Source organism: Sphingobacterium lactis (assembly GCF_051951495.1).
GTDB classification, from domain to species: Bacteria; Bacteroidota; Bacteroidia; order Sphingobacteriales; family Sphingobacteriaceae; genus Sphingobacterium; species Sphingobacterium lactis_A.
Genome location: NZ_JBNHAS010000005.1, coordinates 216,051 through 242,104 on the forward strand (window position 1 = coordinate 216,051; position 26,054 = coordinate 242,104).

At 38.0% G+C, this 26,054-nt stretch carries 21 protein-coding genes; 10 read left to right on the top strand and 11 right to left on the bottom strand.

Annotated elements, in window-relative coordinates; genetic code table 11:
* Positions 1–6: 6 nt before the first annotated feature.
* From ACP6L2_RS16500 to ACP6L2_RS16530, 7 genes are all read right to left on the bottom strand, one after another.
* Positions 7–1,164, bottom strand: coding sequence for a serine hydrolase domain-containing protein (locus ACP6L2_RS16500; protein WP_440510363.1), 1,158 nt, complete (start codon positions 1,162–1,164; stop codon positions 7–9).
* A gap of 281 nt (positions 1,165–1,445) precedes the next feature.
* Positions 1,446–3,113, bottom strand: a complete 1,668-nt coding sequence (locus ACP6L2_RS16505) for a 2-oxo acid dehydrogenase subunit E2 (RefSeq protein ID WP_440510364.1) — start codon at positions 3,111–3,113, stop codon at positions 1,446–1,448.
* Between the two features lie 42 nt (positions 3,114–3,155).
* On the bottom strand, positions 3,156–4,151 hold the full coding sequence (pdhA, locus tag ACP6L2_RS16510; RefSeq protein ID WP_440510365.1) for a pyruvate dehydrogenase (acetyl-transferring) E1 component subunit alpha: 996 nt from the start codon (positions 4,149–4,151) through the stop codon (positions 3,156–3,158).
* Between the two features lie 242 nt (positions 4,152–4,393).
* Positions 4,394–5,773, bottom strand: a complete 1,380-nt coding sequence (gene hisS / locus ACP6L2_RS16515) for a histidine--tRNA ligase (protein WP_440510366.1) — start codon at positions 5,771–5,773, stop codon at positions 4,394–4,396.
* Positions 5,774–6,061: 288 nt separating this feature from the next.
* Positions 6,062–6,808: a ribonuclease III gene (gene rnc / locus ACP6L2_RS16520; protein ID WP_440510367.1), complete on the bottom strand. Its 747-nt coding sequence runs from the start codon at positions 6,806–6,808 to the stop codon at positions 6,062–6,064.
* 84 nt (positions 6,809–6,892) lie between these two features.
* Positions 6,893–8,146, bottom strand: a complete 1,254-nt coding sequence (gene fabF, locus ACP6L2_RS16525; RefSeq protein WP_344675085.1) for a beta-ketoacyl-ACP synthase II — start codon at positions 8,144–8,146, stop codon at positions 6,893–6,895.
* A 27-nt stretch (positions 8,147–8,173) separates the two neighbouring features.
* Positions 8,174–8,410 carry an acyl carrier protein gene (locus ACP6L2_RS16530; RefSeq protein ID WP_079643602.1) on the bottom strand — a complete coding sequence of 79 codons (237 nt, stop codon included), beginning with the start codon at positions 8,408–8,410 and terminating at the stop codon, positions 8,174–8,176.
* 269 nt (positions 8,411–8,679) lie between these two features.
* Between ACP6L2_RS16530 and ACP6L2_RS16535 the strand changes: the two genes are divergently transcribed.
* The 3 genes from ACP6L2_RS16535 to bla all read left to right on the top strand — a co-directional run bounded on the left by ACP6L2_RS16535 (position 8,680) and on the right by bla (position 11,765).
* Positions 8,680–9,180 carry an IPExxxVDY family protein gene (locus ACP6L2_RS16535; protein ID WP_440510368.1) on the top strand — a complete coding sequence of 167 codons (501 nt, stop codon included), beginning with the start codon at positions 8,680–8,682 and terminating at the stop codon, positions 9,178–9,180.
* Positions 9,181–9,291: 111 nt separating this feature from the next.
* Entirely contained in the window at positions 9,292–10,725 is a 1,434-nt protein-coding gene (pyk, locus tag ACP6L2_RS16540; protein WP_344675088.1) for a pyruvate kinase, read from the top strand.
* Positions 10,726–10,856: 131 nt separating this feature from the next.
* The gene (bla, locus tag ACP6L2_RS16545) at positions 10,857–11,765 is read left to right on the top strand and encodes a class A beta-lactamase, subclass A2 (RefSeq protein ID WP_440510369.1); all 909 of its coding nucleotides are present in this window, start codon (positions 10,857–10,859) and stop codon (positions 11,763–11,765) included.
* A gap of 85 nt (positions 11,766–11,850) precedes the next feature.
* Here bla and ACP6L2_RS16550 read toward each other — a convergent pair whose 3' ends face one another.
* A complete protein-coding gene (locus tag ACP6L2_RS16550; protein ID WP_440510370.1) occupies positions 11,851–12,258 on the bottom strand; it encodes a hypothetical protein in 408 nt (135 codons plus the stop codon).
* 125 nt (positions 12,259–12,383) lie between these two features.
* Here ACP6L2_RS16550 and ACP6L2_RS16555 point away from each other — a divergent pair, with 125 nt between their 5' ends.
* Complete coding sequence (locus ACP6L2_RS16555; protein ID WP_440510371.1) at positions 12,384–14,240, top strand: sensor histidine kinase; 1,857 nt, start codon at positions 12,384–12,386, stop codon at positions 14,238–14,240.
* Between the two features lie 35 nt (positions 14,241–14,275).
* On the top strand, positions 14,276–14,965 hold the full coding sequence (locus tag ACP6L2_RS16560; protein ID WP_344675093.1) for a response regulator transcription factor: 690 nt from the start codon (positions 14,276–14,278) through the stop codon (positions 14,963–14,965).
* A gap of 610 nt (positions 14,966–15,575) precedes the next feature.
* On the opposite strand, the gene ACP6L2_RS16565 is transcribed toward ACP6L2_RS16560, so the two are convergent.
* The 3 genes from ACP6L2_RS16565 to floA form a co-directional block, all read right to left on the bottom strand.
* Complete coding sequence (locus tag ACP6L2_RS16565) at positions 15,576–16,166, bottom strand: Maf family protein (RefSeq protein WP_440510372.1); 591 nt, start codon at positions 16,164–16,166, stop codon at positions 15,576–15,578.
* Positions 16,166–16,684 carry a KdsC family phosphatase gene (locus ACP6L2_RS16570; RefSeq protein WP_440510373.1) on the bottom strand — a complete coding sequence of 173 codons (519 nt, stop codon included), beginning with the start codon at positions 16,682–16,684 and terminating at the stop codon, positions 16,166–16,168. The genes ACP6L2_RS16565 and ACP6L2_RS16570 overlap by 1 nt, the downstream gene beginning before the upstream one ends.
* Before the next feature lie 750 nt (positions 16,685–17,434).
* The gene (gene floA / locus ACP6L2_RS16575; RefSeq protein WP_344675097.1) at positions 17,435–18,412 is read right to left on the bottom strand and encodes a flotillin-like protein FloA; all 978 of its coding nucleotides are present in this window, start codon (positions 18,410–18,412) and stop codon (positions 17,435–17,437) included.
* A 470-nt stretch (positions 18,413–18,882) separates the two neighbouring features.
* Between floA and ACP6L2_RS16580 the strand changes: the two genes are divergently transcribed.
* The 5 genes from ACP6L2_RS16580 to ACP6L2_RS16600 all read left to right on the top strand — a co-directional run bounded on the left by ACP6L2_RS16580 (position 18,883) and on the right by ACP6L2_RS16600 (position 25,956).
* Positions 18,883–22,326 (top strand): response regulator, encoded by a 3,444-nt coding sequence (locus ACP6L2_RS16580; RefSeq protein ID WP_440510374.1) that lies wholly within the window; start codon positions 18,883–18,885, stop codon positions 22,324–22,326.
* Positions 22,314–23,147 (top strand): CheR family methyltransferase, encoded by an 834-nt coding sequence (locus ACP6L2_RS16585; protein WP_440510375.1) that lies wholly within the window; start codon positions 22,314–22,316, stop codon positions 23,145–23,147. Before ACP6L2_RS16580 ends, ACP6L2_RS16585 begins: the two co-directional genes overlap by 13 nt.
* An 11-nt stretch (positions 23,148–23,158) precedes the next feature.
* Entirely contained in the window at positions 23,159–23,719 is a 561-nt protein-coding gene (locus ACP6L2_RS16590) for a chemotaxis protein CheB (RefSeq protein ID WP_440510376.1), read from the top strand.
* Between the two features lie 8 nt (positions 23,720–23,727).
* Positions 23,728–25,350, top strand: a complete 1,623-nt coding sequence (locus ACP6L2_RS16595; RefSeq protein ID WP_440510377.1) for a response regulator — start codon at positions 23,728–23,730, stop codon at positions 25,348–25,350.
* Between the two features lie 66 nt (positions 25,351–25,416).
* Complete coding sequence (locus ACP6L2_RS16600; protein WP_440510378.1) at positions 25,417–25,956, top strand: plastocyanin/azurin family copper-binding protein; 540 nt, start codon at positions 25,417–25,419, stop codon at positions 25,954–25,956.
* Positions 25,957–26,054: the final 98 nt, after the last annotated feature.

Genomic DNA, 26,054 nt, shown 5'->3' on the forward strand with positions numbered 1-26,054 from the left:
TAATTGTTAATGAACAAATTCGCCATTTGCATCATATGCATTTTGTCTCAAAATAGGTATTTCTAATATCTTATACAAATTATCTAAGTTATTCAAACTTCCATTTGCCATATTTGTAAGCAAGACGATAACCACATCATTTTTCAAATCCCTTACATACAAACTTTTAAAGCCATGCCACCAGCCAGTATGGTAAACAACTGGATTGCCTGGCGGACTGAAGGTTCTCCATCCATAACCATAGCTAAATAGTCCTCGCTTTGAATCACTTCTAGGCGTATAGGCAGAATCTAATGTCGCTTGTTGAAGTATTCTTCCATCCCGAATCGCGCGATCTAATAGGTACATATCTTCAACTGTACTGTAAATACCCTTATCACCAACTGGTCCATCCAGGTAATTCTGTACCACCGAACGTCTCCAAATCTTGTCATGACCAATTACTTTCGTCGGAATCTTTTCATATACTGCTTTTGAATAAACATTGGTATGTTTCATCCCAGCAGGATCAAAGATTGCTTCCTTCATATAGACAGCAAAATCCTTACCTGTAACTTTCTCAATTATAGAAGCCAAAACCATAAAATTGGAATTGTTATAATGGAATCTTCCATCAGGAGCACCATAGCGATTAGGCTTATGCTCAATCAGCAAATTCATAGCATCCTGATTGGTCATGGCTTTCTTTCTATCCTTCCATGCTTCTTCGGAAAAATAAACATAGTTGGGCAAGCCAGATCGATGCGACAACAACTGCTTGATTGTAATACCTGGAAATGGGAAATCAGGGTAAAAATCATTTACTGTCTGATCCATTTTCAATTTGCCCTCTTCCACCAATTTCAATGTTGCCAAAGCTGTCATTGGTTTAGAAGCTGAAGCCAATTCAAATTGCGAGTCAATATTCAAACTATCCTTTAACAGATAATTTGCCCATCCAAATGAACCTTCATACAATATCTTGCCCTTCTTTGCCACTAAGACATTTCCGTTGAATCCAGACCTTTTATGCAGATTCTGCATAAAGGAATCAATCTGAGGATCACCCTTTGCTGGGTCATACACAAGGCTGATACTATCTTGTTTCGCCTGATTTACTTTAACCTCTTGTTGTTTCGCTTCAGGAGATGAGCAGGACACCAGAAAGTATGCCCCAATATTCATTAAAATTAACAACCGTTTTAACACCACGCTTCTATTCCTATTTTACTTTACGCTTTTTTTATGATTGGACAAATTACCACTTATTACTAAAAATTACAATAAATCCAAGGCTACTTTTAATAAATACTAGCGTAATATTTTTAAAACCTAAACGGAAATTGTTTTTCGGTAAATTCTTCTCCACTTACAAACGCTCTCAACCAGAAATTCGTATATAGAAAAAGGGGTAAAACAATCGCTTTACCCCTTTTTTATTTTAAGCTGTCCTGAGACCAGAAACGTTATGCTAATAAACGGATTGGTGCTTCTAACAATCCTTTTAAGGTTTGCAAGAATTGAGCTCCAGTTGCACCATCAACCACTCGGTGATCACATCCTAGGGTCAATTTCATGATGTTACCAGGAACAACAGCTCCATTTTTAACTACCGGAACTTGTTGAATAGCTCCAACAGATAGGATAGCACCATCAGGAGAGTTGATGATCGATGTAAACTCATCGATACCAAACATTCCTAAGTTAGAAACTGTAAAAGTAGATCCTTCCCAATCTGAAGGTTGCAACTTCTTGCTTTTAGCTTTCTGTGCGAAATCTTTTACCTCAGCAGAGATGTGTGAAAGGCTCTTACCATCAGCGAAACGCACTACTGGTACTAATAAACCATCTTCAACGGCCATAGCTACACCTATGTTCGTGTGCTCATTGTAGCGAATTTTATCCCCTAACCAAGATGAGTTAACATTTGGATGTTGTTTCAAGGCAATCGCAACTGCTTTAATAACGATATCGTTGAATGAAACTTTCACAGGTGCTACTTCATTGATTTGCGCACGTGCAGCCATCGCATTGTCCATGTCGATACTTACGGTCAAATAGAAGTGTGGTGCAGTGAATAAAGATTCCGATAAACGACGAGCAATGGTTTTACGCATTTGGTTAACCGGTTTCTCGGTATAACGCTCTTCGCCTACATATGTTGGAAGAGAAATAGTCTTCACATCAGCTTCTGCTGGTTTAGCTGCTGCTGTTGCAGGAGCTGCTGTTGATGAAGTGGAAGCTGAAGGAACGAAGTTCTCTACGTCTTTCTTCACGATACGACCATTTTCAGCCGATCCTTTTACTTGAGTTAAATCAATTCCTTTTTCTTTTGCAATTTTACGAGCCAAAGGAGATGCTTTAACACGTGAATCATCCGAAGTACTGCTAGCTGCTTCCTCAGTTGAAGCTGCCTTTTCTGAACTTGCCTCAGCTTTAGGAGCAGATTCCTTCGTATCTTTTGCTTCAGCCTTAGCTGGAGCCGATTTCTGATTCAATAATGGGGTTACATCAGTTCCTGCAGGACCAACAATCGCGATGATATCATTTACCTTCGCAGCTTGACCAGCTTCTAAACCAACATATAATAAAGTACCATCAGCGTATGCTGTAACTTCCATAGTCGCTTTATCAGTTTCTACATCAGCAATAGCATCATCCGATTTAATGGTATCTCCTACTTTGAAGTTCCATTGTGCAATAACACCTTCCGTCATTGTATCGCTCAATAAAGGCATGGTAATTACCGTTACGCCTAAATCTTCTGCAGTTACTTGACTTCCAGTCTCAGCTGCTGGCTCTTCCGTCTTTTCTTCTTTGGCTTCTTCTTTCTTCTCCTCAGTTTTAGGAGCAGCAGAACCGCCATCTTCTTTTAATAAAGCTTCATAGTCCTCGCCTTCATCACCCAATACCGCGATTACTGCATCGATCGGCACGGCTTCACCTTCTTTAGGTCCTATGTATAATAATGTTCCTTCTTGGTAAGACTCAAAGTCCATAGTAGCTTTATCTGTTTCGATCTCAGCAACTAAATCACCTGAATTAACTTTGTCTCCAACTTTTTTGTGCCATTTTGCGATCACACCTTCTGTCATCGTGTCGCTCATCTTAGGCATTCTTACTACTTCAGCCATTTCTTAGGATTGTTCTATATGAGTTAAAGTAATTATCTATTATTAGTCCATTATAAATGGATAGTCTTGTTGCACATAAACATCTTCATAGATGGCTTCAGGTGCTGGATACGGTGACTCTTCTGCAAATTTAACAGAATCATCAACGGTCTTTTTAATTTCTGCATCTACCTGCTCAAACCAAGCATCGTCAGCATATTTATTCTCAACGATAGCGTGTTTAACAGCTAATAGTGGATCACGTTCTTTATACTCTTCTAATTCTTCTTTTGTACGGTATTTAGCCGGGTCAGACATAGAGTGTCCTTTATAACGGTAAGTACGGATTTCTAAGAATGTTGGACCTTCACCTGCACGAGCACGTTGAACAGCCTCATCCATTGCATTGTGAACAGCAACTACATCCATACCATCAACTGGTGCACTAGGCATATCAAAACCTAAGCCCATTTTATAGATATCCAACATGTTAGTTGTACGTTTTACGGAAGTTCCCATCGCATAACCATTGTTCTCACAAACAAAGATCACAGGAAGTTTCCATAACATCGCCATATTCAAGGTCTCATTGAAGGCTCCTTGACGAACCGCACCATCACCCATATAACAGATGTTCACATTATCAGTACCTAGATACTTCTCAGCAAATGCAATACCAGCACCCAATGGAATTTGTCCACCAACGATACCGTGTCCGCCCATGAACTTATGCTCTTTCGAGAAAAAGTGCATTGAACCACCTTTACCTTTTGAACAGCCTGTTGCTTTACCAAATAATTCTGCCATACATGCATCCGCTGAAACGCCTTTTGCTAAAGCATGTGCGTGATCACGATATGCTGTAATCAAGGAATCCTCAGGCTTAATAACTGACATGGTGCCCGCTACTACTGCCTCTTGTCCAATATATAAATGACAAAATCCACGGATTTTTTGCTGTCCGTATAGTTGTCCAGACTTCTCCTCAAATTTGCGCATGAGCAGCATAGATCTATACCACTCCAGGTAGGTTTCTTTTGTTATAGGTGTTGAACTCATTTCTAAGTATTGAATTTCTTTACTAAACTGACCACAAATTTAATCAATTTTAACGAGATTTCGGATAAATTTTAGGTTACATTTCTTCTATTTCAATATGTCTTGTAGAAAATACACTTTATAACCGCTATAATTCACTTTGCGCTTCCTTAAATGCTATTTTCCTTTCATCATGAAGCCTTAAACAAACAAAAAAACGACCTTATTTAAGTCGTTTTTTTGTAAATATTGTTCATCCTAGATTAACTTAACTTGGCAATCAGTGCTGCTACGTTCAATTTCTCTTGCTCTCCAGAATCCATGTTTTTTAATGATAATTGTCCTGAGCTCACCTCTTCATCTCCTATTAACAAGACAAAAGGAATCTGCTTGGAATCGGCATAGCTCATTTGCTTTTTCAACTTAACTGCTGCTGGATATAATTCAGCTGCAATACCTGCTTGACGCAATTGGTACAACAAAGGCAAGGTGAAATCCTCCAATGCAGAATCAAAATTAACAATCAACACTTTTGTCCGCTCAGCATTGCTCGGTGGAAATAAATTAAGCTCCTCTAGTACATCGAAAATACGATCTGCACCAAAGGACACTCCCACACCAGTCAAATCCTTCAAACCAAACATTCCTGTTAAATCATCGTATCGACCTCCACCACCAATACTTCCCATTTGCACTTCATTGGTCTTTACCTCAAAAATACAACCCGTATAGTAGTTTAGACCGCGCGCCAAGGTAATATCCAACTCCACTTCTTTCTCTAGAAGCTGAGCCTGTCCCAATTTTCTCAAGTATTCAAAAACTGTCTCAATTTCCGTGATTCCTTTCAAACCAATGGTAGAACCTGCCAATACTTGTTTTAAAGAAGCTACCTTCTCTAAGTTTGTTCCACGAAGTTCAATGATCGGTTGCAGAACAGATAAGTCTGTTTCTGTAAATCCACGCTCTAAAAGCTCCTTATTGACTCCGTCTAACCCAATCTTATCCAACTTATCGATAGCCACAGTCATATCCACTATTAACTCTGGTTTACCAACTACCTCAGCAATACCCGAAAGGATTTTGCGATTATTCAGTTTAATGTTAAAATCCTTTAAACCCAACTTTGTCAATGCCTCATGATAAATCAAGATAAATTCTGCTTCGTTTAACAAAGAATCAGAACCTACTACATCCACATCACATTGATAGAACTCCCGATAACGACCTCTTTGAGGACGATCAGCACGCCATACTGGTTGAATTTGAAAACGTTTAAATGGTAAAGAGATTTCATTTTGATGCATCACCACATAACGCGCAAATGGAACCGTCAAATCATAACGCAATGCTTTCTCCGAAATCGAAGAAATCAAGGCTACTGAATTCTTTTCCTCCAATAATTTCTCCGGAGCTTTAGATAAATAATCCCCAGAATTCAAGATTTTAAAAATCAACTTATCCCCTTCGTCCCCATACTTCCCTGTAAGGGTACTTAAGTTTTCAAATGAAGGTGTTTGAATTTCCGAATACCCATATTTCTTGAATATGGTCTTCAACGTATTATAAATGTGATTACGCTTCTCCATTTCTACGGGCGTAAAATCACGTGTTCCTTTAGCTAATGATGGTTTTATTGATGCCATGTCGGCAAAGATATGCAATTGATGTGAGATTTGAGATGTGTGAAAGGAGACATATGCCGGGTAAAAAAAATTGTATTGGAGATGCAGGTTAAGACGGTATTTTTATATAAGCGGTCGAAGCTTGCTTCGACCCTACCGTTAATCGCTAATTTTATATTTTAAAGGTTGTATGTATCTCTAATGAATCCATCAAAAATCTAAATCAATTCAAGCCACCCCCCACAAAAAACAAAAGGGCTATAACACCCTTACTATCTCATATCTAACATCTCATATCTAAACACCTCATCACGCCAATTCCACCTCAAAAATCTTCAGGAACTCACAAGCTTTTTCTGCTGCAAGCTTTTCAGCACTTTTCTTGTTGAAGTCACGACCAATCCCACAGTCTTTGCCATCCACTACGACTTTGACAGAAAACAGCTTATTCGATTCTCCTTCTGGATTTTCAATCTGTAAGAAAGCTACCTCTTTACCATTATGCTGGCACCATTCAATTAAACGGCTTTTAAAGTTTGTTTCTGTGATTTCCAAAGTATGGATATCCACATGTGGCTTAATGATTCGGGTTAAGAGAAATTCACGCGTAAATTGGTATCCACGATCCAGGTATACTGCTCCGACCAGAGCTTCAAAAGCATCCCCAAGTAGGGAGCCTTGTTTATTGGGGTAACTAATCATACGAGCATCATACTCGATCATTTCGTTAAATCCCAATTTTCGAGATAACTGATTCAAATTTGCCCGGGAGACAATCTTTGAACGCATCTCTGTTAAAAAACCTTCATCCTTGTACGGATAAAGTTTGAATAACAGTTCGGCAATAACGGAACCTAATACCGCATCGCCTAAGAACTCCAAGCGCTCATTGCTATTTTTCACACCATCCTTCACCACAGTCGCAACAGATTTATGTCGGAAAGCCATTTGATACAAACGAATATTCCCTGGGACAAAGCCCAAGAGATTCTTTAGCTTACGTACATAAGTTCGACTGGGAGACAGATATAAGTTATAGACCTGTTTGATGGGCATGATGCAAATAAATAACAAATAGGTAGTTGAAAATTCAACTACCTATCAGTAAAGTCTTAGTCCTTTATAAAATAAAATACCATGTTAACCTTTATACTTTTTGAAGATAACGGAAGCGTTGTGTCCGCCAAAGCCAAAGGTATTGCTCAATGCTGCATCTACAACACGTTTCTGAGCGGTATTGAAGGTAAAATTCAATCGATTATCGATTTCTGGATCATCTGTGAAGTGATTGATTGTCGGTGGAACGATATCGTTCTGTACCGATAAGATCGATGCGATGGCTTCAACAGCTCCCGCAGCACCCAACAAGTGACCTGTCATCGATTTGGTTGAACTAATGTTCAATTTGTAGGCATTCTCTCCGAATAAATCTACGATAGCCTTTGTCTCACTAACATCTCCAACTGGTGTTGATGTACCATGAACATTGATATAATCAATGTCAGAGAAATCTAGACCTGCATCTTGGATCGCCATGGTCATTGCCAATTTGGCTCCTAATCCTTCAGGATGGGAAGCAGTGATGTGATGTGCATCCGCACTCATACCGCCACCTACAATCTCTGCGTAGATCTTAGCTCCACGGGCCAAGGCATGTTCTAAACTCTCTAATATGATAGCGCCGGAACCCTCACCTGAAACAAAACCATCTCTATCCTTATCGAAAGGTCTAGATGCTGTTTTTGGATCATCATTACGGGTTGATAGTGCGTGCATAGCGTTGAACCCTCCGATTCCAGCTTCATTTACAGTTGCCTCCGAACCACCAGTGATAATAATATCGGCTCTCCCCATACGGATATAGGTAAAAGCATCAATCATTGCATTGGTAGCAGATGCACATGCAGATACTGCTGAAAAATTAGGTCCACGAAGTCCATGACGCATTGAGATATGCCCAGGGGCGATATCCACCAACATCTTTGGAATAAAGAAAGGATTGAATCGTGGGGTGCCATCTCCTTTAGAGAAATTCGCAACTTCTTCCGTAAAAGTAGTTAACCCACCTATTCCTGATCCCCAAATTACACCAATCCGGTTCCTGTCTAACTGATCAAAATCCAATCCAGCATCCTTTACGGCCTCATCTGTTGAAGCGATGGCATACTGTACGAATGGATCAACTTTGCGCGCCTCTTTACGATCCATGAAATCATGGGGATCAAAACCCTTTACCTCGCAGGCAAATTGAGTCTTGAATTTCGACGCATCAAAATGTGTGATAGGAGCGGCTCCACTTACACCATTGATCAAACCCTCCCAGTACGCTGGAACGGTGTTACCGATGGGTGTAAGTGCGCCTAATCCTGTTACAACTACTCTCTTAAGCTCCATTTATGATGTTTGGCCTAATAAAATTAGTTAGTTAACGTTTTTTTCTAAGTAAGCGATTGCTTGACCTACAGTACTGATGTTTTCAGCTTGGTCATCTGGAATTGCAACGTTGAATTCTTTCTCGAATTCCATGATCAACTCTACTGTATCAAGTGAGTCTGCACCTAAATCATTCGTGAAAGAAGCCTCTGGTGTTACCTCATTCTCGTCTACACCTAACTTTTCAACGATAATTGCTTTTACTCTTGATGCGATATCTGACATGATTTTCTAGTTTAATTGTTTAATAAATCTGTGCAAAGAAAAAATAAATTTCCCCAATAATCAAATCTTTTTGACTTTTGGAACCAAATAAAGAACAAAGCTAGCCCTAGTTTGGTTTTTAACACCCCTAGTTTTTAACCTTATTCAATAATAACAAAAGAAAAATAGTTTTACAAACTTAATGTACAATTAATGATAATTTTATCTTAAAAGACGATATAACGCACATTATTCCTTATTTTTGTTCCAAACAAATCCAAAATCCCAAATTGAGTAAGATCACCTTCAAACTAGAAACAGACTTTGATTTAGAACTAGATTTTAATTTGGTAGGTATTAGCTCTACACTCCGGGATTATCGACTTGCACACTTCATAAATAAACATACAGGGCTCCTGTTCATTAATGGCAAAGAGGATTACAAAGACCATAACGGTAACAAAAAGGACAAACCGCAGAATGAACTCGACTACCACATTATCTATGAAGCCAAAAAAAACAAACCCAAAGTGAGAAATCACTTCACGATTTATCGATACCATAATCAAACTTTCGAATTTGAGTATTATCTGCTTAGCAATAAATCCCTCGAAGGGGCTACCCTATTGCCGGAAATCGTAAGTTTTGACTACTTCCTGATCATAAAACATTTTATCCATCCCGAAGATCTGGACTACCTTATGGACAGTATAAAAGAGATACCTGAGGTCTTACTTGTAAAAGAAATAGACCCAACTGCATTGAAATCTAAAGAAAATCTGATATTTTAGCAGATTATTAGATAGTGTAATAACTACACATAAACCTAAGTACTGTATGATATCCCTAAAAAATATCTACAGTCATGATATATAGAGTGTAAAAATTTAAAATTTATTCAAATGGATAAACTAAAAAAGCGGACCAAAATTGTTGCAACCCTAGGTCCAGCTTCTTCAAAAAAAGATGTGCTTACGCGAATGATTGCTAAAGGTGTCGATGTTTGCCGCCTAAATTTCTCTCACGGAAGCCAAGATGACCACTTAAAAGTGATCAATACCATCAACGAAATCAACCAAGAAAACCCTTTCAACGTAGGAATATTAGCCGATTTACAAGGACCAAAAATCCGTATTGGTAAAATGAAAGAGGGTGGTGCGATCTTAGTAAATGGTACTACAGTAGAAATTACTACTCATGAGCAAATCGGTGATGAAAAGAAAATCTACATCACCTACGAGAACTTTCCTAACGATGTTAAAGAAAATGAAATCATCTTATTGGATGATGGAAAGCTACAATTACGTGTATTAAACACCAACCACAAGGATACTGTCACATGTGAGGTTGTACACGGTGGTATTTTGACATCGAGAAAAGGTGTTAACCTTCCTAATACAAAAGTTTCTATTCCTTCTTTAACCGAAGAAGATCTAGACAACTTGAACTTTGCTCTTGATCATGGTGCAGATTGGATAGCGATGTCTTTCGTGCGTTCGGCTGAAGATATTCACCAATGTAAAGAGATCATCAAAGAAAAAGGATCACATGCTAAGGTAATCGCTAAAATCGAAAAACCAGAGGCAATTGAGAACATCGATGCAATTATCGAAGCTACTGATGCGATCATGGTTGCTCGTGGTGATTTAGGTGTGGAACTTCCAATGGAAGAAGTACCTGGTTTACAGAAAATCATCGTTCAAAAATGTCGTAACCTTTCCAAGCCAGTAATTATCGCTACGCAAATGTTGGAAAGTATGATCACTACACCACGTCCTACTCGTGCTGAAGTTAACGACGTTGCCAACTCGGTAATTGATGGTGCTGATGCCGTGATGCTTTCAGGAGAAACTTCCGTTGGTGAATTCCCAGAAATCGTTATCGAGACAATGGCGAAGGTTATTACCCATGTAGAAGCAACTTCTTACCCATACTATAGCGAAAAAGAAACCCTTGGAACAGTAAATGTAACACGTATTCCTGATGCCATCTGTAGTTCTTCTATCTTCTTGGCAGAGAAAACCAATGCATCAGCTATTGCGGTGATGACGGCTTCTGGATATACAGCTTTGGAAATCTCCAGCTACAGACCTGATGCTGACATTTATGTATTCACAGGTAATAAAAACCTATTACGTACCTTGAGTTTAGTATGGGGTGTAAATACCTTCATTTACGAAAAATACGAAAGTACCGATGGTACAATTCAAGATGTAAACGGTCTTTTGAAAAAACATCAATTAGTGGTACCTGGACAGATTGTAATCAATACATCTTCTACCCCACTTCATGCAAAAGGCAGAACAAATACTATTCGTGTTTCTGAGGTTAGCTAACCTTAAAAACAGAATATTTAAGACGGTCATAGTTATCCAAACTATGACCGTCTTTTTTTTATATTTTCAATAAATTGATTATACGTTTCGAACACTATCCACGTTATTTTATTTTAGATAAAAACCAACATATGAAAAGAAACTCCAGTCTCCTTGTCCTGTTCATCAGCATGATGATTTTCTCGCAACAATCTTTTGCACAAAAGCTATCCGAACTAAAACCCCAAATTGAAAATATTCTTAAAAAATACAAGGCAAAAGTCGGAATTGCTATTCATAATCAAGCCTATAACGACAGTTTAATCTTCAATGGAGACCATCATTTTCCTTTTCAAAGCACCTATAAATTTCATTTAGGGATCGCCGTCTTAGATCAAGTTGATAAGGGGAAATTGAAGCTAGATCAAGTTGTGGAAATCAGCAAGGCAAAAGTCACCACAGAGCTATATAGTCCGATAAAAGATAAATACCCCAACGGCACTAAACTTCCATTAAGCGACATACTGTATTATACCATAGCCGAAAGCGATAATGTGGGTTGTGATATACTATTTGAATTGTTGGGAGGTACAGAAGTGGTCAATAAATACTTTAAAGATTTAGGATATAAGAATTTCGATATCAAGTTAACTGAAGAAGTTCAGCAAGCCAATTGGGACCGACAATTTGAAAACTGGACAACTGTAGGTGCAAGCAATCAGGTACTGCATGATTATTATGTCAATAAAGAGAACCGACTCTCTCCTGAATCCTATAAATTCCTATGGGATACGATGCGTGCAACCAAAACTGGGCAAGACCGTATTATCAACCTTCTTCCCAAAGGCACTATCGTGGCGCACAAGACAGGTACCTCTGGAAGAAATAGAAAAACTGGAGAGATTGCTGCAACGAATGACATTGGCGTCGTAACACTTCCAAATTCAAAGGTTTTCTACATTAGCGTTTTAGTGAGCGAGTCTTCGGAAGGCGATGCAAACAGTGCCAAAATTATAGCTGAAGTTGCCAAAGCAGCTTGGGATTTTTATACAAGCAAATAACCGAATAAAAATAATCATTAATAGAAAAGCCAACAGGAATTCCTGTTGGCTTTTCATTTTTAAGGTACATTTTTTTGACCTATTTTTATTTCTTAATATCATTTAAAGGCACAACCTTTAAAGTATCAACTTTTCGAGCTGGCTGAGTTAATTTCTCTGTCCCCGGCATCTTCACACTACTTTTTGGATCCAATTTCTTTTGCAAGATGATGGAGTCATCCTTTCCATTTCTGTTGTTATATGCATTTGGAATAAGTCTCAAATTAACATTATCAACCGTTTTTATGGCACCCACAGGCTTCAGAACATTTACCGAACCTGCATCTTTTAGCTCCAATGGTTGGATCTCCGAGCCTGCCAAGAGTTTATTATTGGCTTTTGTTGTCAAATCCAGGTTAATGGATTTGTTCTCCTGCTTTTTTTCCTTATTTTGAGCATATGTCAATGAGATTCCAAAAATCAAGGAAAGTATGGTTATTACAAATGGTTTCATATTCAGCTTCTTTGGTAAAAGTAATATACGAATTTAACAACAAGCAGATCAAAACCGCCTTAATGCGCTGTTAAATTGTGTTAAATGAGTAAATTAGCTGATTTCCCTTATTACTTTTGTAACAAATGAAGAAAAGAAGTATTGCATTGATCATTTGGCTGATGTCCATCGCGCTTATTGCCGTGATGGCAATGCAGTATTACTTTGTCCGTGAATCTTTCCGACAAAAATCCAAAATATTTGACGATGCTGTAAAAGCATCTTTAGCTACCGTTGCCAATAAACTGGAGCAACAAGAGATCTATGATTTTGCTCAAGAACAGGAAAGAAAGAATCAAAAACAATTTATAGAAAATCAAAAAGCACAAGAACAGAAGCAACTTATTTTAGCGAAACAAGTCGAATACCAAGAGCGTATTAAGAAATTGCAAGTTGAATTATTTGACTATGAACAAAGATTCAATGATGCGGAAAGGGAGTTGAACAGCAACTTCATGAACATCCCCATCGACAATGATTTCTTTGAAACCTATATTCGGAGTAAGGCTAATCCTCAACTCCTCATTTGGTTAGAAAAAATCCGAATGCCAGATGGCAGCATTAGAACATTCCCTCGAGTAGATGCAGTGAAACAAACCTCTGTAATTCGAGCACGTGATGATTCCTCAAGATACATCATACCTAAATTTCTACCAGGAGATGATCGTGCAAGCAGTTTCCAATGGGTAACTCTACCACCAAAAACGAATAATAAAATAATCTCAAGCATAATTCAATTAGAAAAAGAGCTTGTCAAGATGAATAATGTTAATCTAGACAAGGCATCCAGCCTCTTCGACTCTGTGGCTGTTCTAAGTGGCAAGAAGAGCTCGGTTGTTCAAGACGCAGCATTCGGACTCGAACTGACCAAACGTCCCTTAGAGCAACGCTTAAACCGTCAGATCGTTAAGCAATTGTTGGTAGATGAATTAGCAGAGCGTGGAATCAATTCCTCATTCGTATTGCAGGTAAAGACTTCTAAAAATTCTCCTTTGGTATTTCAAGAAGTACACCTGATCAACAATGAAGATTTTGAAAAAATCAATAACCCGATTATCTATAAAACAAAATTATTCCAAGGTGATCAAGGAAAGTCACCTGGAGAATTGGGGATTTATTTCCCAAATAAGGATAGCATTATTGCCAGCAACATGGGTTACTGGTTATTCCCTACCATTCTTGCCCTACTTGGATTATTAATTGGCAGTTTCGCCTATACATTGATGATTATCTTTAGACAGAAGAAGATCTCCGAGATGAAAACTGACTTCATCAACAACATGACACATGAGTTCAAGACGCCAGTGGCGACCATTATGATTGCCAGTGAATCTTTAAGAGATCCAGAGATATCGTCAGATGAAAAACGTGTCAACAAACTTGCTAACATTATTTACGATGAAAATGTACGCTTAGGCTCACACATTGAACGGGTATTGAATATTGCTCGTCTTGAAAAAGAAAACTTAAAAATTGAACGGGTAAATGTGCATATCAATACGCTGGCAAATGGCGTATTGGAAAGCATGAAATTACAGTTGGAAAAAGCCGGTGGCACCTTGGAAATTAACCTGGATGCCAAAAAAGATATCGTGATTGGGGATGAACTACATTTATCGAATGTCATGTATAATCTAGTGGACAATGCCATAAAATATAGCAAGGAGAAACCTGAAATTACCTTCCGTACCTTAAACCGTGGAAAAAATATTGTGATATCTGTTTCTGATAAAGGGATAGGGATGACGAAGGATCAGGCAGAGAAGATTTTTGACCAATTTTACCGTATCCCTACAGGAAATATCCACAATGTAAAAGGATTTGGACTAGGCCTAAGTTATGTGAATGATATCATCAAAAGATTAAACGGAAGGATAACCGTGAAGTCTGAAAAAGATAAAGGCACACAATTTGAAGTGATTTTACCATTAAGAAACTCCTAAAAAGAGGTATCTTAAACTATATAGCTTGAAAATTTATGAATCAAAAGATATTATTAGCAGAGGATGACCCAAATTTGGGGGAGTTACTCAAAGACTATTTGGAGTTAAAAGGAAAGTTTGATGTCGTACTTTGCGTCGATGGACAGGAAGCGATGGAAGCTTTTCGTAAGGAGGAATTTGACCTCTGCATCCTAGATGTCATGATGCCTAAAAAAGACGGCTTCTCTTTAGGAAAAGATATTCGCAAGATCAATCAAACTATCCCCATCATCTATGCTACAGCAAAAGGCATGATGGAAGATAAAACCCAAGCCTTTGAGCTTGGTGGTGATGATTACATCACGAAGCCTTTCCGTGTTGAAGAACTGCTTCTTCGGATCAATGCACTACTTAAACGTGCATCCAAAGACAAGGAAGAAGAAATATCGGACAAATTTGAAATCGGTGAATACTTCTTCGACTATACCAGTCAGATTATCTCCTTCAAAGGACAACAGCAAAAGCTTTCCACCAAAGAAGCAGAATTGCTCCGATTATTATGTTTGAAGAAGAACGATGTCCTGACCCGTGAAGAGGCATTGATCAAAATCTGGCACGATGACAATTATTTCACTGGCCGTAGTATGGACGTTTTCTTAAGTAAATTAAGAAAATACCTCAAAGAAGACCCTAGTGTCGAAATTGTCAATGTACATGGTAAAGGCTATAAACTGCTTGTAAGCTAGAATAGTATTGAGTAGTATTTAGTAGAAAGTATTTAGTATTTAGACCTATGGCGGAAAAACCATGGGTCTTTTTTTTGTAGATTAAAGGGTTGGATTGGGGGTATTTGGATAAGGATGGCTGGATAAAAAATAGGCAACTTCCAATTCAGAGCGAAGCGAAGAATCTTTGTTTCTCCCCTACCAAATCCGTCATCCTAAATCGAAGACTTAGGAACTACAAACTGTACAATGTTTTTGTATCTGGATGTGATAATTGAAAAACGTGGAACCGGGCGATGCATGCATCGCCCCACAAACATCCGTACAATTAACCACCATAACCGTAGGGTCGAAGCATGCTTCGACCGCCCTATAACTAAATCTATTACAACTAATTTACTTTTTCTGAAGTGTATAGCTTAAGGTTCCTTCATCTTCGATTCAGGATGACAAGATCTTGTGGGGAGGAAGTAGAGACTCTTCACTTTGCTCTGAGTTGTAAATTGTGAAAATTTAATTTTGTTATGCGGGCGATGCATGCATCGCCCCTACATGAAACGGAAAAATCCAACCCAATAACATCATCTAACAGCGAAGCGGTCTCACATCTAATAGCGAAGCGGTCTCATATCTAAACCAATTTCTTCAATTCCACTTGCAACCTAGCGGTTGGTAGGCCGATGACATTTTCATAGGAGCCGATAATCTTTCCTATTCCGATTCTACCGATCCATTCTTGGATCCCGTATGAGCCGGCTTTATCCAATGGCTGATATTTTTGCACGTAATATTCGATTTCCGCTTCAGAAAGGTTGTTTAACCAAACTTGGGTTTCTTCTACAAAGCGAATAAATTGATTTTGGTAAGCGCAGGAAACTGCGGTATAGACCCAGTGCATTTTTCCAGATAGACCTTGAATGACTTCCTTTGCTTCTTTTAGGTCTTTTGGTTTGCCCAACACTGCTCCCTTTTCATCTAAGACGATGGTATCTGCGCAGATAACTAATTTATCAGCATATTCATCCGAAGGGAATGCTGCTAATTTAGCATCAGCGATATATTGTACAATTTGAATCGGACTTAAGTTAGGGTCATAGCTTTCATCTGTTTCGCGAACTTCAACTTTGAAGGCTATGTCCATATCAGACAACAATTCCTTTCTGCGAGGTGATTTAGACCCTAAGATCACGTCGATTGTTTTCAAACGTTCTTGTAAAATCATTAGATACTTTTAATGCTGGTTTCTACACTCCAAATCCCTTGCAGCTTCATAACCTTCTCTAAGATATCTCGAACTGCTCCTTTGCCACCAGCAAATGGCGACATGTAATGACTAATCTCCTTAATTTCTTCAATGGAATCCGAAGGACAACAAGCAAATCCTACTGCTTGCATCACCTCAAAATCCGGAAGATCATCTCCCATATACAACAAATCTTCCTTAATCAAATTATATTTACTCATCAAATCTTGCAAAAGGGTTAATTTATCACTTACACCTAAATGCACTTCGGTGATTCCTAATCCAAGCATACGCTTGCGAACCCCTTCCGATCGTCCACCCGAAATTACCCAAATTGGCAAACCACGTTTAATAGCTAATTGCATAGCATAGCCATCCTTGACATAGAAAGTCCGCAATTGATGCCCCTCCTCTGTCACATGAATGGATCCATCTGTCATGACACCATCAACATCCAAAATAACCGCTTTAATTTGTTTGAGCTTTTGAAAAATCATATTCGCATTTTTCCCAAATGTAAGGAAAGTTTTTCGATCCAATTTACCCTTTAATTAATCAAAAACAGCCATTCCCTTATCTGTTCAAACAGATAAATCAGAGAATTGTCAGATTATGGTTGCTCATGCAACTTTTTTGTCCAAATGCTTTGCAGTTACCAATTTCTGCTGTACTTTTGTGGAACAATTCAGCGGTAACGTAGAATTAATTTAAAATTGTCTTTTCATAATTTAGGTTTATAATTGGTTAGTATCAAACCCTGGCGCCCATCGTCAGGGTTTTTTCTTTTTACAGAAAATCCAATTTTCCATCTGCTATTTGCAAATATTTTCACCTTAAATTAAAGCAACGAATGCTAAGCAGCCCATACCAACTTTTGGAACTCTCCCTATTTGAATTGATATTGCTGTATATATGGCTTGATATTGCTTCGAGAACCCTACGGAATTTCTAAGGATCTGACAGGGATCTCCTTCGGATCTCGTTCGGTCGGAACCGAACGAGATCCGAAGGAGATCCGAACAAGTTCCAAAGGAGATCCGAAAGTGTATCGAATTCAACCCTAATGAGAGACGTCAGATAACAGACAAAAGACCACAGAAATTCACTACAGAAATCAGGCTATCTTAAACTGAAATACAATCTAAGGATAAAGGAAGGTATTTGAGACAAGCAGTTAGATTTCATGAAAAATACCCATAGCAATGATTTTGCTATGGGCATTTCTATATTTTTAAGATGGGTACTAATTATTTCTTTTCAGGGCCATTTGGTTTTGATATGGAAGTACGCATATCGGTATCCGCTTGTAAGTTTTGCATTTTATAATAATCCATGACACCAAGATTACCATTTCTAAAAGCTTCAGCCATAGCAAGTGGTACTTGTGATTCTGCTTCAATTACCTTCGCCTTAGCTTCTTGTGCCTTAGCACGCATTTCTTGTTCGGTAGCTACCGCCATCGCACGACGTTCTTCTGCACGAGCATTCGCTACTTTCAAATCCGCTTCTGCTTGGTCTGTCTGTAGTTTTGCACCAACGTTTTCACCGATATCGATATCAGCGATATCAATAGAAAGAATTTCAAATGCAGTCCCGGAGTCTAGTCCTTTGGCAAGAACTGTTTTAGAAATACGATCTGGATTTTCCAATACTTCTTTATGATTGGTTGAAGAACCAATTGTAGTTACAATACCTTCACCAACACGTGCTAAGATGGTCTCTTCACCAGCACCTCCGACTAATTGATTGATATTCGCGCGAACGGTTACACGTGCTTTAGCAATTAACTGAATACCATCTTTAGCTACCGCAGCAACTGGAGGTGTATTGATAACCTGAGGATTTACAGATAACTGCACCGCATCAAATACATCACGACCAGCCAAGTCGATCGCCGTTGCTAATTTAAAATCTAAAGGGATATTCGCTTTATCTGCGGAGATTAATGCTTTGATTACTTTATTGACATTACCTCCAGCTAAATAATGCGTCTCAATTTCATTACTTGTAATTTTTAATCCTGCTTTTGTAGAAGTAATCATCGCATTGGTAACTAAAGCAGGCGATACTTTCCGCAAACGCATCAACACCAAATTCAATAAACTGATTTTAACATTGGATAATTGGGCAGTAAACCAAAGATTTAAGGGTAATAGGTATAACAATACGAAAATACCAATTACGGAACCGATAATAATAAGAATTAATTGAACAGGTGCTTCCATGTAATAAGGATTAATAATTTTTTTATGTAACTAAAGATAATAAATATTTCGAGAATCCATAAGCAACTTGCCATTCTGCTCTATCAAAAAACACTTTACTAATTTCGAAGTCTCCACAAAACCATAAAATTTTAAATAAACATGATACAAGGATTATCGAATAAGTTTTGTTTTTATCGCAACAACCAATTAATTATTAAAAAATTTGGAAATGAAAGTAAAAGTTTAAACAAAAATTTAGAATTTTGTAGCAATTTTTCGCATAAATTCCATACTTTGAATGAAAGGTTAGAAAATAGTGTTTTTCATTTTTAGCGTTTCAACCTAGTACTATGTGCCTTATTACTTAACATTTTAAAACAAACAAAGCAGTTAGCTGCACTTCAGATCTAAACTTGAAATCCACAACATCGTTTATTGTTGCTAAGCCAAGTTTTTTGATTTTAATATCAAGCTATTATTAACGAGACATGAACAAACTCAGTTTATTAAGGTGGCAGTTTATAGGTAGTACCATCGTTGCCTATCTCATCATTATATTTTCATTTTGGTTTTTCTTGGATAAACAGAATTCATATTCCTCTCAAGTAGATGAATATATGACGCTTTCACAAGAAAAATTTAATGAGATCCAGCAATGGGAAATTGCTATTCAGAAGTTTTCCAAGTATAAAAATCTTCAAAGTCAACAAAACAGCATTGTAGAGGATCAACTTAAAGATCAAATCTCCAATAGTTTAAAAAAACTGGAGGAAAAGGATCTACTAATTGATAAACCGATTGCTGCTTTGGCGGATGCAAAAGCTATGAGTGCTTCATTTTTTGAAGAAAAAAATCAAGTGATTCAGAACCTCAATAATGTCCCACAACGATTAGCTGAAGAGCAAGAAAGAATTGTTGAAGTAAGCAATAAAATCACCAATGAGGTTGTTCAACGTCGAAAAGACAAAGTAGCAGAAGGTCATAAAAACCTGGATAAGACCAGAAGATATACAGTCATTTTTGGCATATTCTCCCTTCTTGTGATATTATTGGTGCTCTTGCAGACTATGCGTATCCTAGCACATTTACGGAAGACAGGTAGACGTGGACGAGATCTTAACCAGAATCTGATGGAAACCACCAAGCAATTGGAGGATGTCAATTGGGTACTACAGAACTCATCCAAAATCCACAATCAAATTAATGGTCTTCTGAGCGAACAGGACATCGCGAAAACCTCCGTAAATTTTATTGCTGATGTTGTGAATTTTTATGCAGCAGCCTTTTATGTCCGCAAAATTGACTCCTATCAATTTACACTGCGGTACAGTAAGGGATTGGAAAACAAAGAGACGATCAATCAATTTTTAATGAGTGATGGCATTCTTGGTGCAGTTGCTGAAGAGAAAAAACCTCAGATCTTGCCCGTTCAAGATCTCAACAGGACTCATATTCAAACCGGTACGATAAAAAATTTAGAGGCCGATGTTATTATCTTCCCAATTATAAATGAAGATTATTGTATCGGAGTATTGGAAATAATAGGTTCCTTTCCGGAAGATAAAAAAGAGAGTATCTTAAATTATCTTGATCGTACAACACAATCTATTGGATCAACATTGCACTCCAGACAAAATCATGCTTTGGTTGAAGAATTATTAACCGAAACCCAAAGACAAACAGAAGAGCTGGAAGCACAACAAGAAGAACTTCGCATTACCAATGAAGAGTTGGTTTATAAAACGAACTTACTGGAAGCATCTGAAGAGGAGCTTCGTGTTCAACAAGAGGAACTGTCGCAAGCTAATAAAGAACTAAATGAGAAAGCTGCCGAATTGGAACGCCGGAACTTAGAGTTAAATGAAGCGCATAATATCGTGGAGCAGAAAATTGTTGAAGTCGAGCAAGCGAGTAAATATAAGTCTGAATTTATGGCAAATATGAGCCATGAATTGCGAACTCCTTTAAATAGTATTTTGATTCTTGCTAAGCTTCTTCAAGACAATAAGCAGAAGAACCTAAACGAAGAGCAAACAAAATATGCTTCCGTTATCCACAATGCCGGCTCTGACTTATTGCAATTGATTAATGAGTTATTGGATTTGGCGAAGATTGAGTCAGGTAAAGTGGAGATGATGAAGGAACAGATTCAGACTCGTGCATTTGCTTTAAATATTGAATCCTTGTTCAAGGAATTGGCAAAAGAGAAGTCCATTCAATTCGATATTGACATATCGCAGGCTCCAGAACATTTTGTGACGGATGAATATCGACTAGAACAGGTGCTTAAAAACTTCTTATCAAATGCTTTTAAATTCACGGAAAAGAAGGGGAAAATTGATTTAACAATTAGTCAGCAGTCAGGCAATCTACAGTTTTCGGTTCGAGACTCAGGAATCGGTATCTCGGAAGATAAACAAGCATTAATATTTGAGGCTTTCCGCCAAGAAGATGGTTCTACTAGCCGCAAATACGGCGGAACCGGATTAGGACTTTCAATTTCAAGAGAAATATCTTCCTTACTTAATGGCCGAATTTCACTTCAAAGTGCTCTTGGCGAAGGAAGTACCTTTACGTTAATAATCCCTTATCTGGCCGAAGTTCCTAATACTGAAGAACAAGAGGTACAAAAGGAAACTAAGATAGAAAGAGAAATTTCCAATTTATCGAAAAAAGAAGCTAAACCAGCGATCAAAGCAGAGCCAATATCTTCAGAAAAGACAGAAATCAAAGAGAAAGCAGAAGGAAAAAGCATCTTGATCATTGAAGATGATGTCAATTTCGCCGATATTTTGAAAGGCTTTTCTACAGGTTTTGGTTTCCACACCATGAATGCTTATGATGGTATTGCAGGGATCCAAATGGCTAGGCAGAAACAACCGGATGCAATCATATTGGATGTGATGCTACCTTTGGCAGATGGATGGCAGGTATTAAAAACACTTAAGAATGACCCCGCCACAAAGCACATACCTATACACATGATGTCTGCGGCTAATTTTGATAAAAAGGATTTCTTAGAGTCTGGTGCCATTGGCTTTATGTCCAAGCCAGTGACCGAAGAAAGTATAGCCTCAGCATTTGAAAATATTCAGATAAACATCAATAAAGAACTGAAGAAAATCCTGTTGATTGAGGATCAAGAATTTCAAAGTGACCTCATCAAAAAGGCATTCGCTGAGCAAAACATTAATGTGATTCAGGCGTTTACCATTGAATCAGGGATGAAAAAACTAGAGCAGGAAAAGAATTTAGACTGCATTATTTTGGACATTAAGTTACCTGATGGTAGTGGTTTGGAGATGTTGGATAGGATTAAGGCAAATCCAGAATTTGAGAAATTGCCTGTCATCATCAATACGGCTTACGATTTGACGACCGAACAGACCGAGCGTATTTTACGTCACACACAGTCCATGGTTTTAAAATCCAGCAAATCCAATAATCGACTGATTGATGAAGTTAATTTGTTCTTGAATAAATTAGCAACCCCGGCATATAGTCCGATTAAGAATCTGGACAAGATTGATCCCCAAGAGAACTTCGGTGCAAGTGTATTGGAGAACAAAACGGTTCTAATTGCAGACGATGACATGCGTAATGTATTTGCATTGACCTCATCATTACAACAGTACAACATGAAGATAGAGATTGCGAACAATGGTTTAGAGGCTGTGCAATTGGTTGATAACCCGGAGAAGAAAATCGACATCGTATTGATGGATATTATGATGCCGGAAATGGATGGTTATGAAGCTATACAGGAAATTCGCAAAAACAAAAAATATAACAACTTACCAATAATCGCTGTTACAGCGAAAGCAATGAAAGGCGATCGCGAGAAATCCATTGAACTTGGAGCCAACGATTACGTAAGTAAACCAATTGATTTAGATCGATTAGTATCATTAATGCAAGTATGGCTGAGTTAAAAGTGACATATGATATCACCTTTCCTGAGATTGAGGAATTGATATTTTTGTTAAAAAACGTATCAGATTTCGATCTTTCGGGCTATACAAGGTCTTCTTTAAAGCGCAGAATTCAACGGATAATGAATTTAGAGAGTTTGGATTTTGTGGACTTAAAGAATGCTCTAATCAATATCCCTGGATTTCAACAATTCTTCATTCAAGAAGTGACCGTCAATGTGACGGAAATGTTCAGAGACCCTGCATTCTTCAACCGCTTGAATACCGAGATTATCCCCTATCTTCAAACCTTTCCGCGTATAAAGATTTGGAGTGCAGGTTGTTCTACAGGTGAGGAAGTCTATTCATTAGCCATATTGTTAAAGGAAAACAACCTATATGATCGTTCCTTTATCTATGGAACAGACATCAATAGTAAAGTTTTGGACATTGCAAAGAAGGGTATTTATCCATTACGTAAATTCAAGGATTACTCCGACAATTTCAATGCTTACAACTCGAAGGAAAGCCTTTCCAAATATTACACCGCTCGCTATGAAGCAGCCATTATCAATCACGACATCCGGCAGAACATTTTATTTTCTACTCACAATTTAGCAAGCGATCAGGTATTTAATGAATTTCACTTAATTACCTGTAGGAATGTCCTGATTTACTTTGATTTGGAATTACAAGAAAGGGTCATAAATTTGTTCTATGAGTCTTTAGCTTTGTTTGGATTCCTATGTTTAGGAACTAAAGAAACGATATTGAAACATCCGGTAATGGCAAATTTCAAAGTGGTAGACAAGGAATTTAATATCTATCAAAAAATAAAATAGAGATGGATTCATTGGCAAATCACATATATGCTATTGGGGGTTCGGCAGGAGCCTATGAATTAATTGTGGAGATTTTGGAAAATCTTCCGGATGAATTCCAAGCCGCTATCATTATCGTGCTACATCGAAACTCAAAATATGAAACGAAAATAGAGAGCAGTCTGTCCAAACGTTTGAAACGTAATGTCATTTCCATTAAAGACAAATATCCTATTCTGGCAAATAACATTTATTTTGCCCCTCCTGGATATCATACATTAGCAGAACCAGGCATGCATTTCTCTTTAGACATCTCGGAACCTGTACAATTTTCCCGACCATCCATCGATGTATTCTTTGAATCATTGGCTGAGTTGTACGCTAAAGAAACGACGTCTTTTCTGTTATCGGGAGCCAATACGGACGGTGCAAAAGGATTAAAATTATTAGAAGAAGCAGGAGCTGTATGTTATGTACAAGATCCAAAAGAGGCCGTGATAGATACGATGCCTAATAGTGGATTATCCATGGTAAAACATGCTATAGCTTTTCCCAACGAACATATAATCAGTTTTTTCAGATCTATTACTTAATACACAACATGAAACCAATCAACATATTGATATTAGACGATAAGGAAGAAAATATCATTAGCTTACATGCGCTACTGCAGGATGTTGAGCATATCAATATCATCAGTTCTACGGATCCTAATGAGGCTTTGAAAATCTGTTGGAAAGATGACATCTCCATTGCTTTGGTCGATGTTCAAATGCCCGATATTAATGGTTTTGAATTTGTTTCCTTGTTGAAATCAAATCCAAAAACAAGCCATATCATGGCAATCATGGTTACAGCTATTTCCAAAGAAGACAAATACCTGCTTCAAGGTTTGGAAAGTGGTGCGGTAGATTACCTCTACAAACCCCTAAACCCGGAAATTACCATAGCAAAAGTTAAATCCTTTGTTCAACAAATCTTGATCCAACAGGAACTTATCAAAAAGAATAAGGAACTGGAAGAGTCACGTATGGAATTGCTAAAAACAAAGGAAGAAGCCATACAAGCACGTAAATCAAAGGAAATCTTTCTAGCGAATATGAGTCATGAGATCCGTACGCCGATAAATGGCATTATGGGCATCATGCACATGTTCAAAAGTTCGGAACTATCTAATGAACAAAAGGATTGGTTGAAACGACTTGATAATGCCTCACAATCTTTATTGCTCATCATCAATGACATTCTTGATCTCTCGAAGATTGATTCAGGGATGTTAAAGATAGAATACGAAGATTTCTCTTTGACAAAAATGATCGAGGATATCGAACGCATCTTTAAGATCAAGGCGAACCATAAACAGTTGGATTTCCAGATTCAGGTCGAGGAATCCGTTCCCCAATATATACGTTACGACTCTCTGCGTTTACAACAGATTATCAGCAACTTTATTTCCAATAGCTTGAAATTTACGGAAAAGGGTTCTATTGATCTGATTATTACCGAAGTGGAGAGGAGAAACAATAATCATCGCCTTCGATTTACGGTAAAAGATACGGGCATTGGGATCAAGGAAGGATCCGTAGAGAAAATCTTTATGGCATTTGAGCAAGCGGATGATGGTATTACGAAAAAATTCGGAGGTACTGGTTTAGGCTTGGCAATTGTAAAACGACTTGCCAATCTACTAAATGGTAATATTGGTGCTGAAAGCGTGTATGGCGAAGGATCTTCCTTTTATTTTGAGGGTTGGTTTGAATCGTCATCAAAAGAAATTGAGGATAAAAATAAAGAGGTTCCAACATACAATAGTTTCCCTAAGTTCAATGACATGCGTGTTTTGGTTGCTGAGGATAATGACTTGAACTCCTTTATGCTGGCACATATGCTTCGCAGTTGGAACTGTGAGGTAGATATCGTAAAGAATGGGCAATTGGCATTGGAGAAAGTGGAGCATAATAATTACGATTTGATCTTGATGGATACGCATATGCCAATCATGAGTGGTTTTGAGGCCATTAAAGAGATAAAGAATCACAGTGCTCCGGAGAAGCATGGTATTCCTATCATTACGATTTCAGCATCGGTGTTGGAGCATGAACAAGCGGCAGCTTATCGTGCAGGCGCGGATGGTGTGATTGGGAAACCATTTGACCCAATTGAATTATACCAGAAGATAATTGCGGTTACTACCAAGAATAAAAACATGAATTTGACACCCTAATGAGGGTAAAAAGTGCATTAATGGATTATTAATAGTAAATTCGTTAAAAATATATAACAATCAGCTATGAAGAAATTATTTTTTGTTCCAGCATTAGCCATCGCAATTGGAATGGCATCATGTGGTGGAAACTCGGAAAAGAAAACTGAAACTGCAACTAACGAAACAGCAAGTTCTACGGAAACTAGTGAAGCTGCAGAAACAACTGTTCCGGGAATTGAAAATGTTACGCTTTCCAACCAATGGACAGTTGAAGGTAATGACCAAATGCAATTTAACATCAACTTGATTCGTGTAAAAGCGGGTGAGCCAGTTGAATTGACCTTAAAAAATGTAGGTTCTCAACCAAAGGAATCAATGGGTCATAACATCGTTGTATTAAAACCAGGTGTAGACAAAGCGACTTTTGGAGCTGAGGCTGCTGCTGCTTCGGACAACGAGTACATCCCTAAATCCTCTTTATCATCGATCGTTGCACATACAAAATTGTTAGGTCCAGGTGAGCAAGATAAAATCACGTTCACTTTAGAAAAAGGGGTTTACACCTACTTATGTAGTTTCCCTGGCCACTATGGCATTATGAATGGACAAATTGTTGCGGAATAATTCCAACAATTCCATTCTAAGGATAAAATACTTAAAGGGGAGTCTTGCTAAAAAGGCTCCCCTTTTTTGTTGCGGTAAAAATTTGACTTAGATATGTT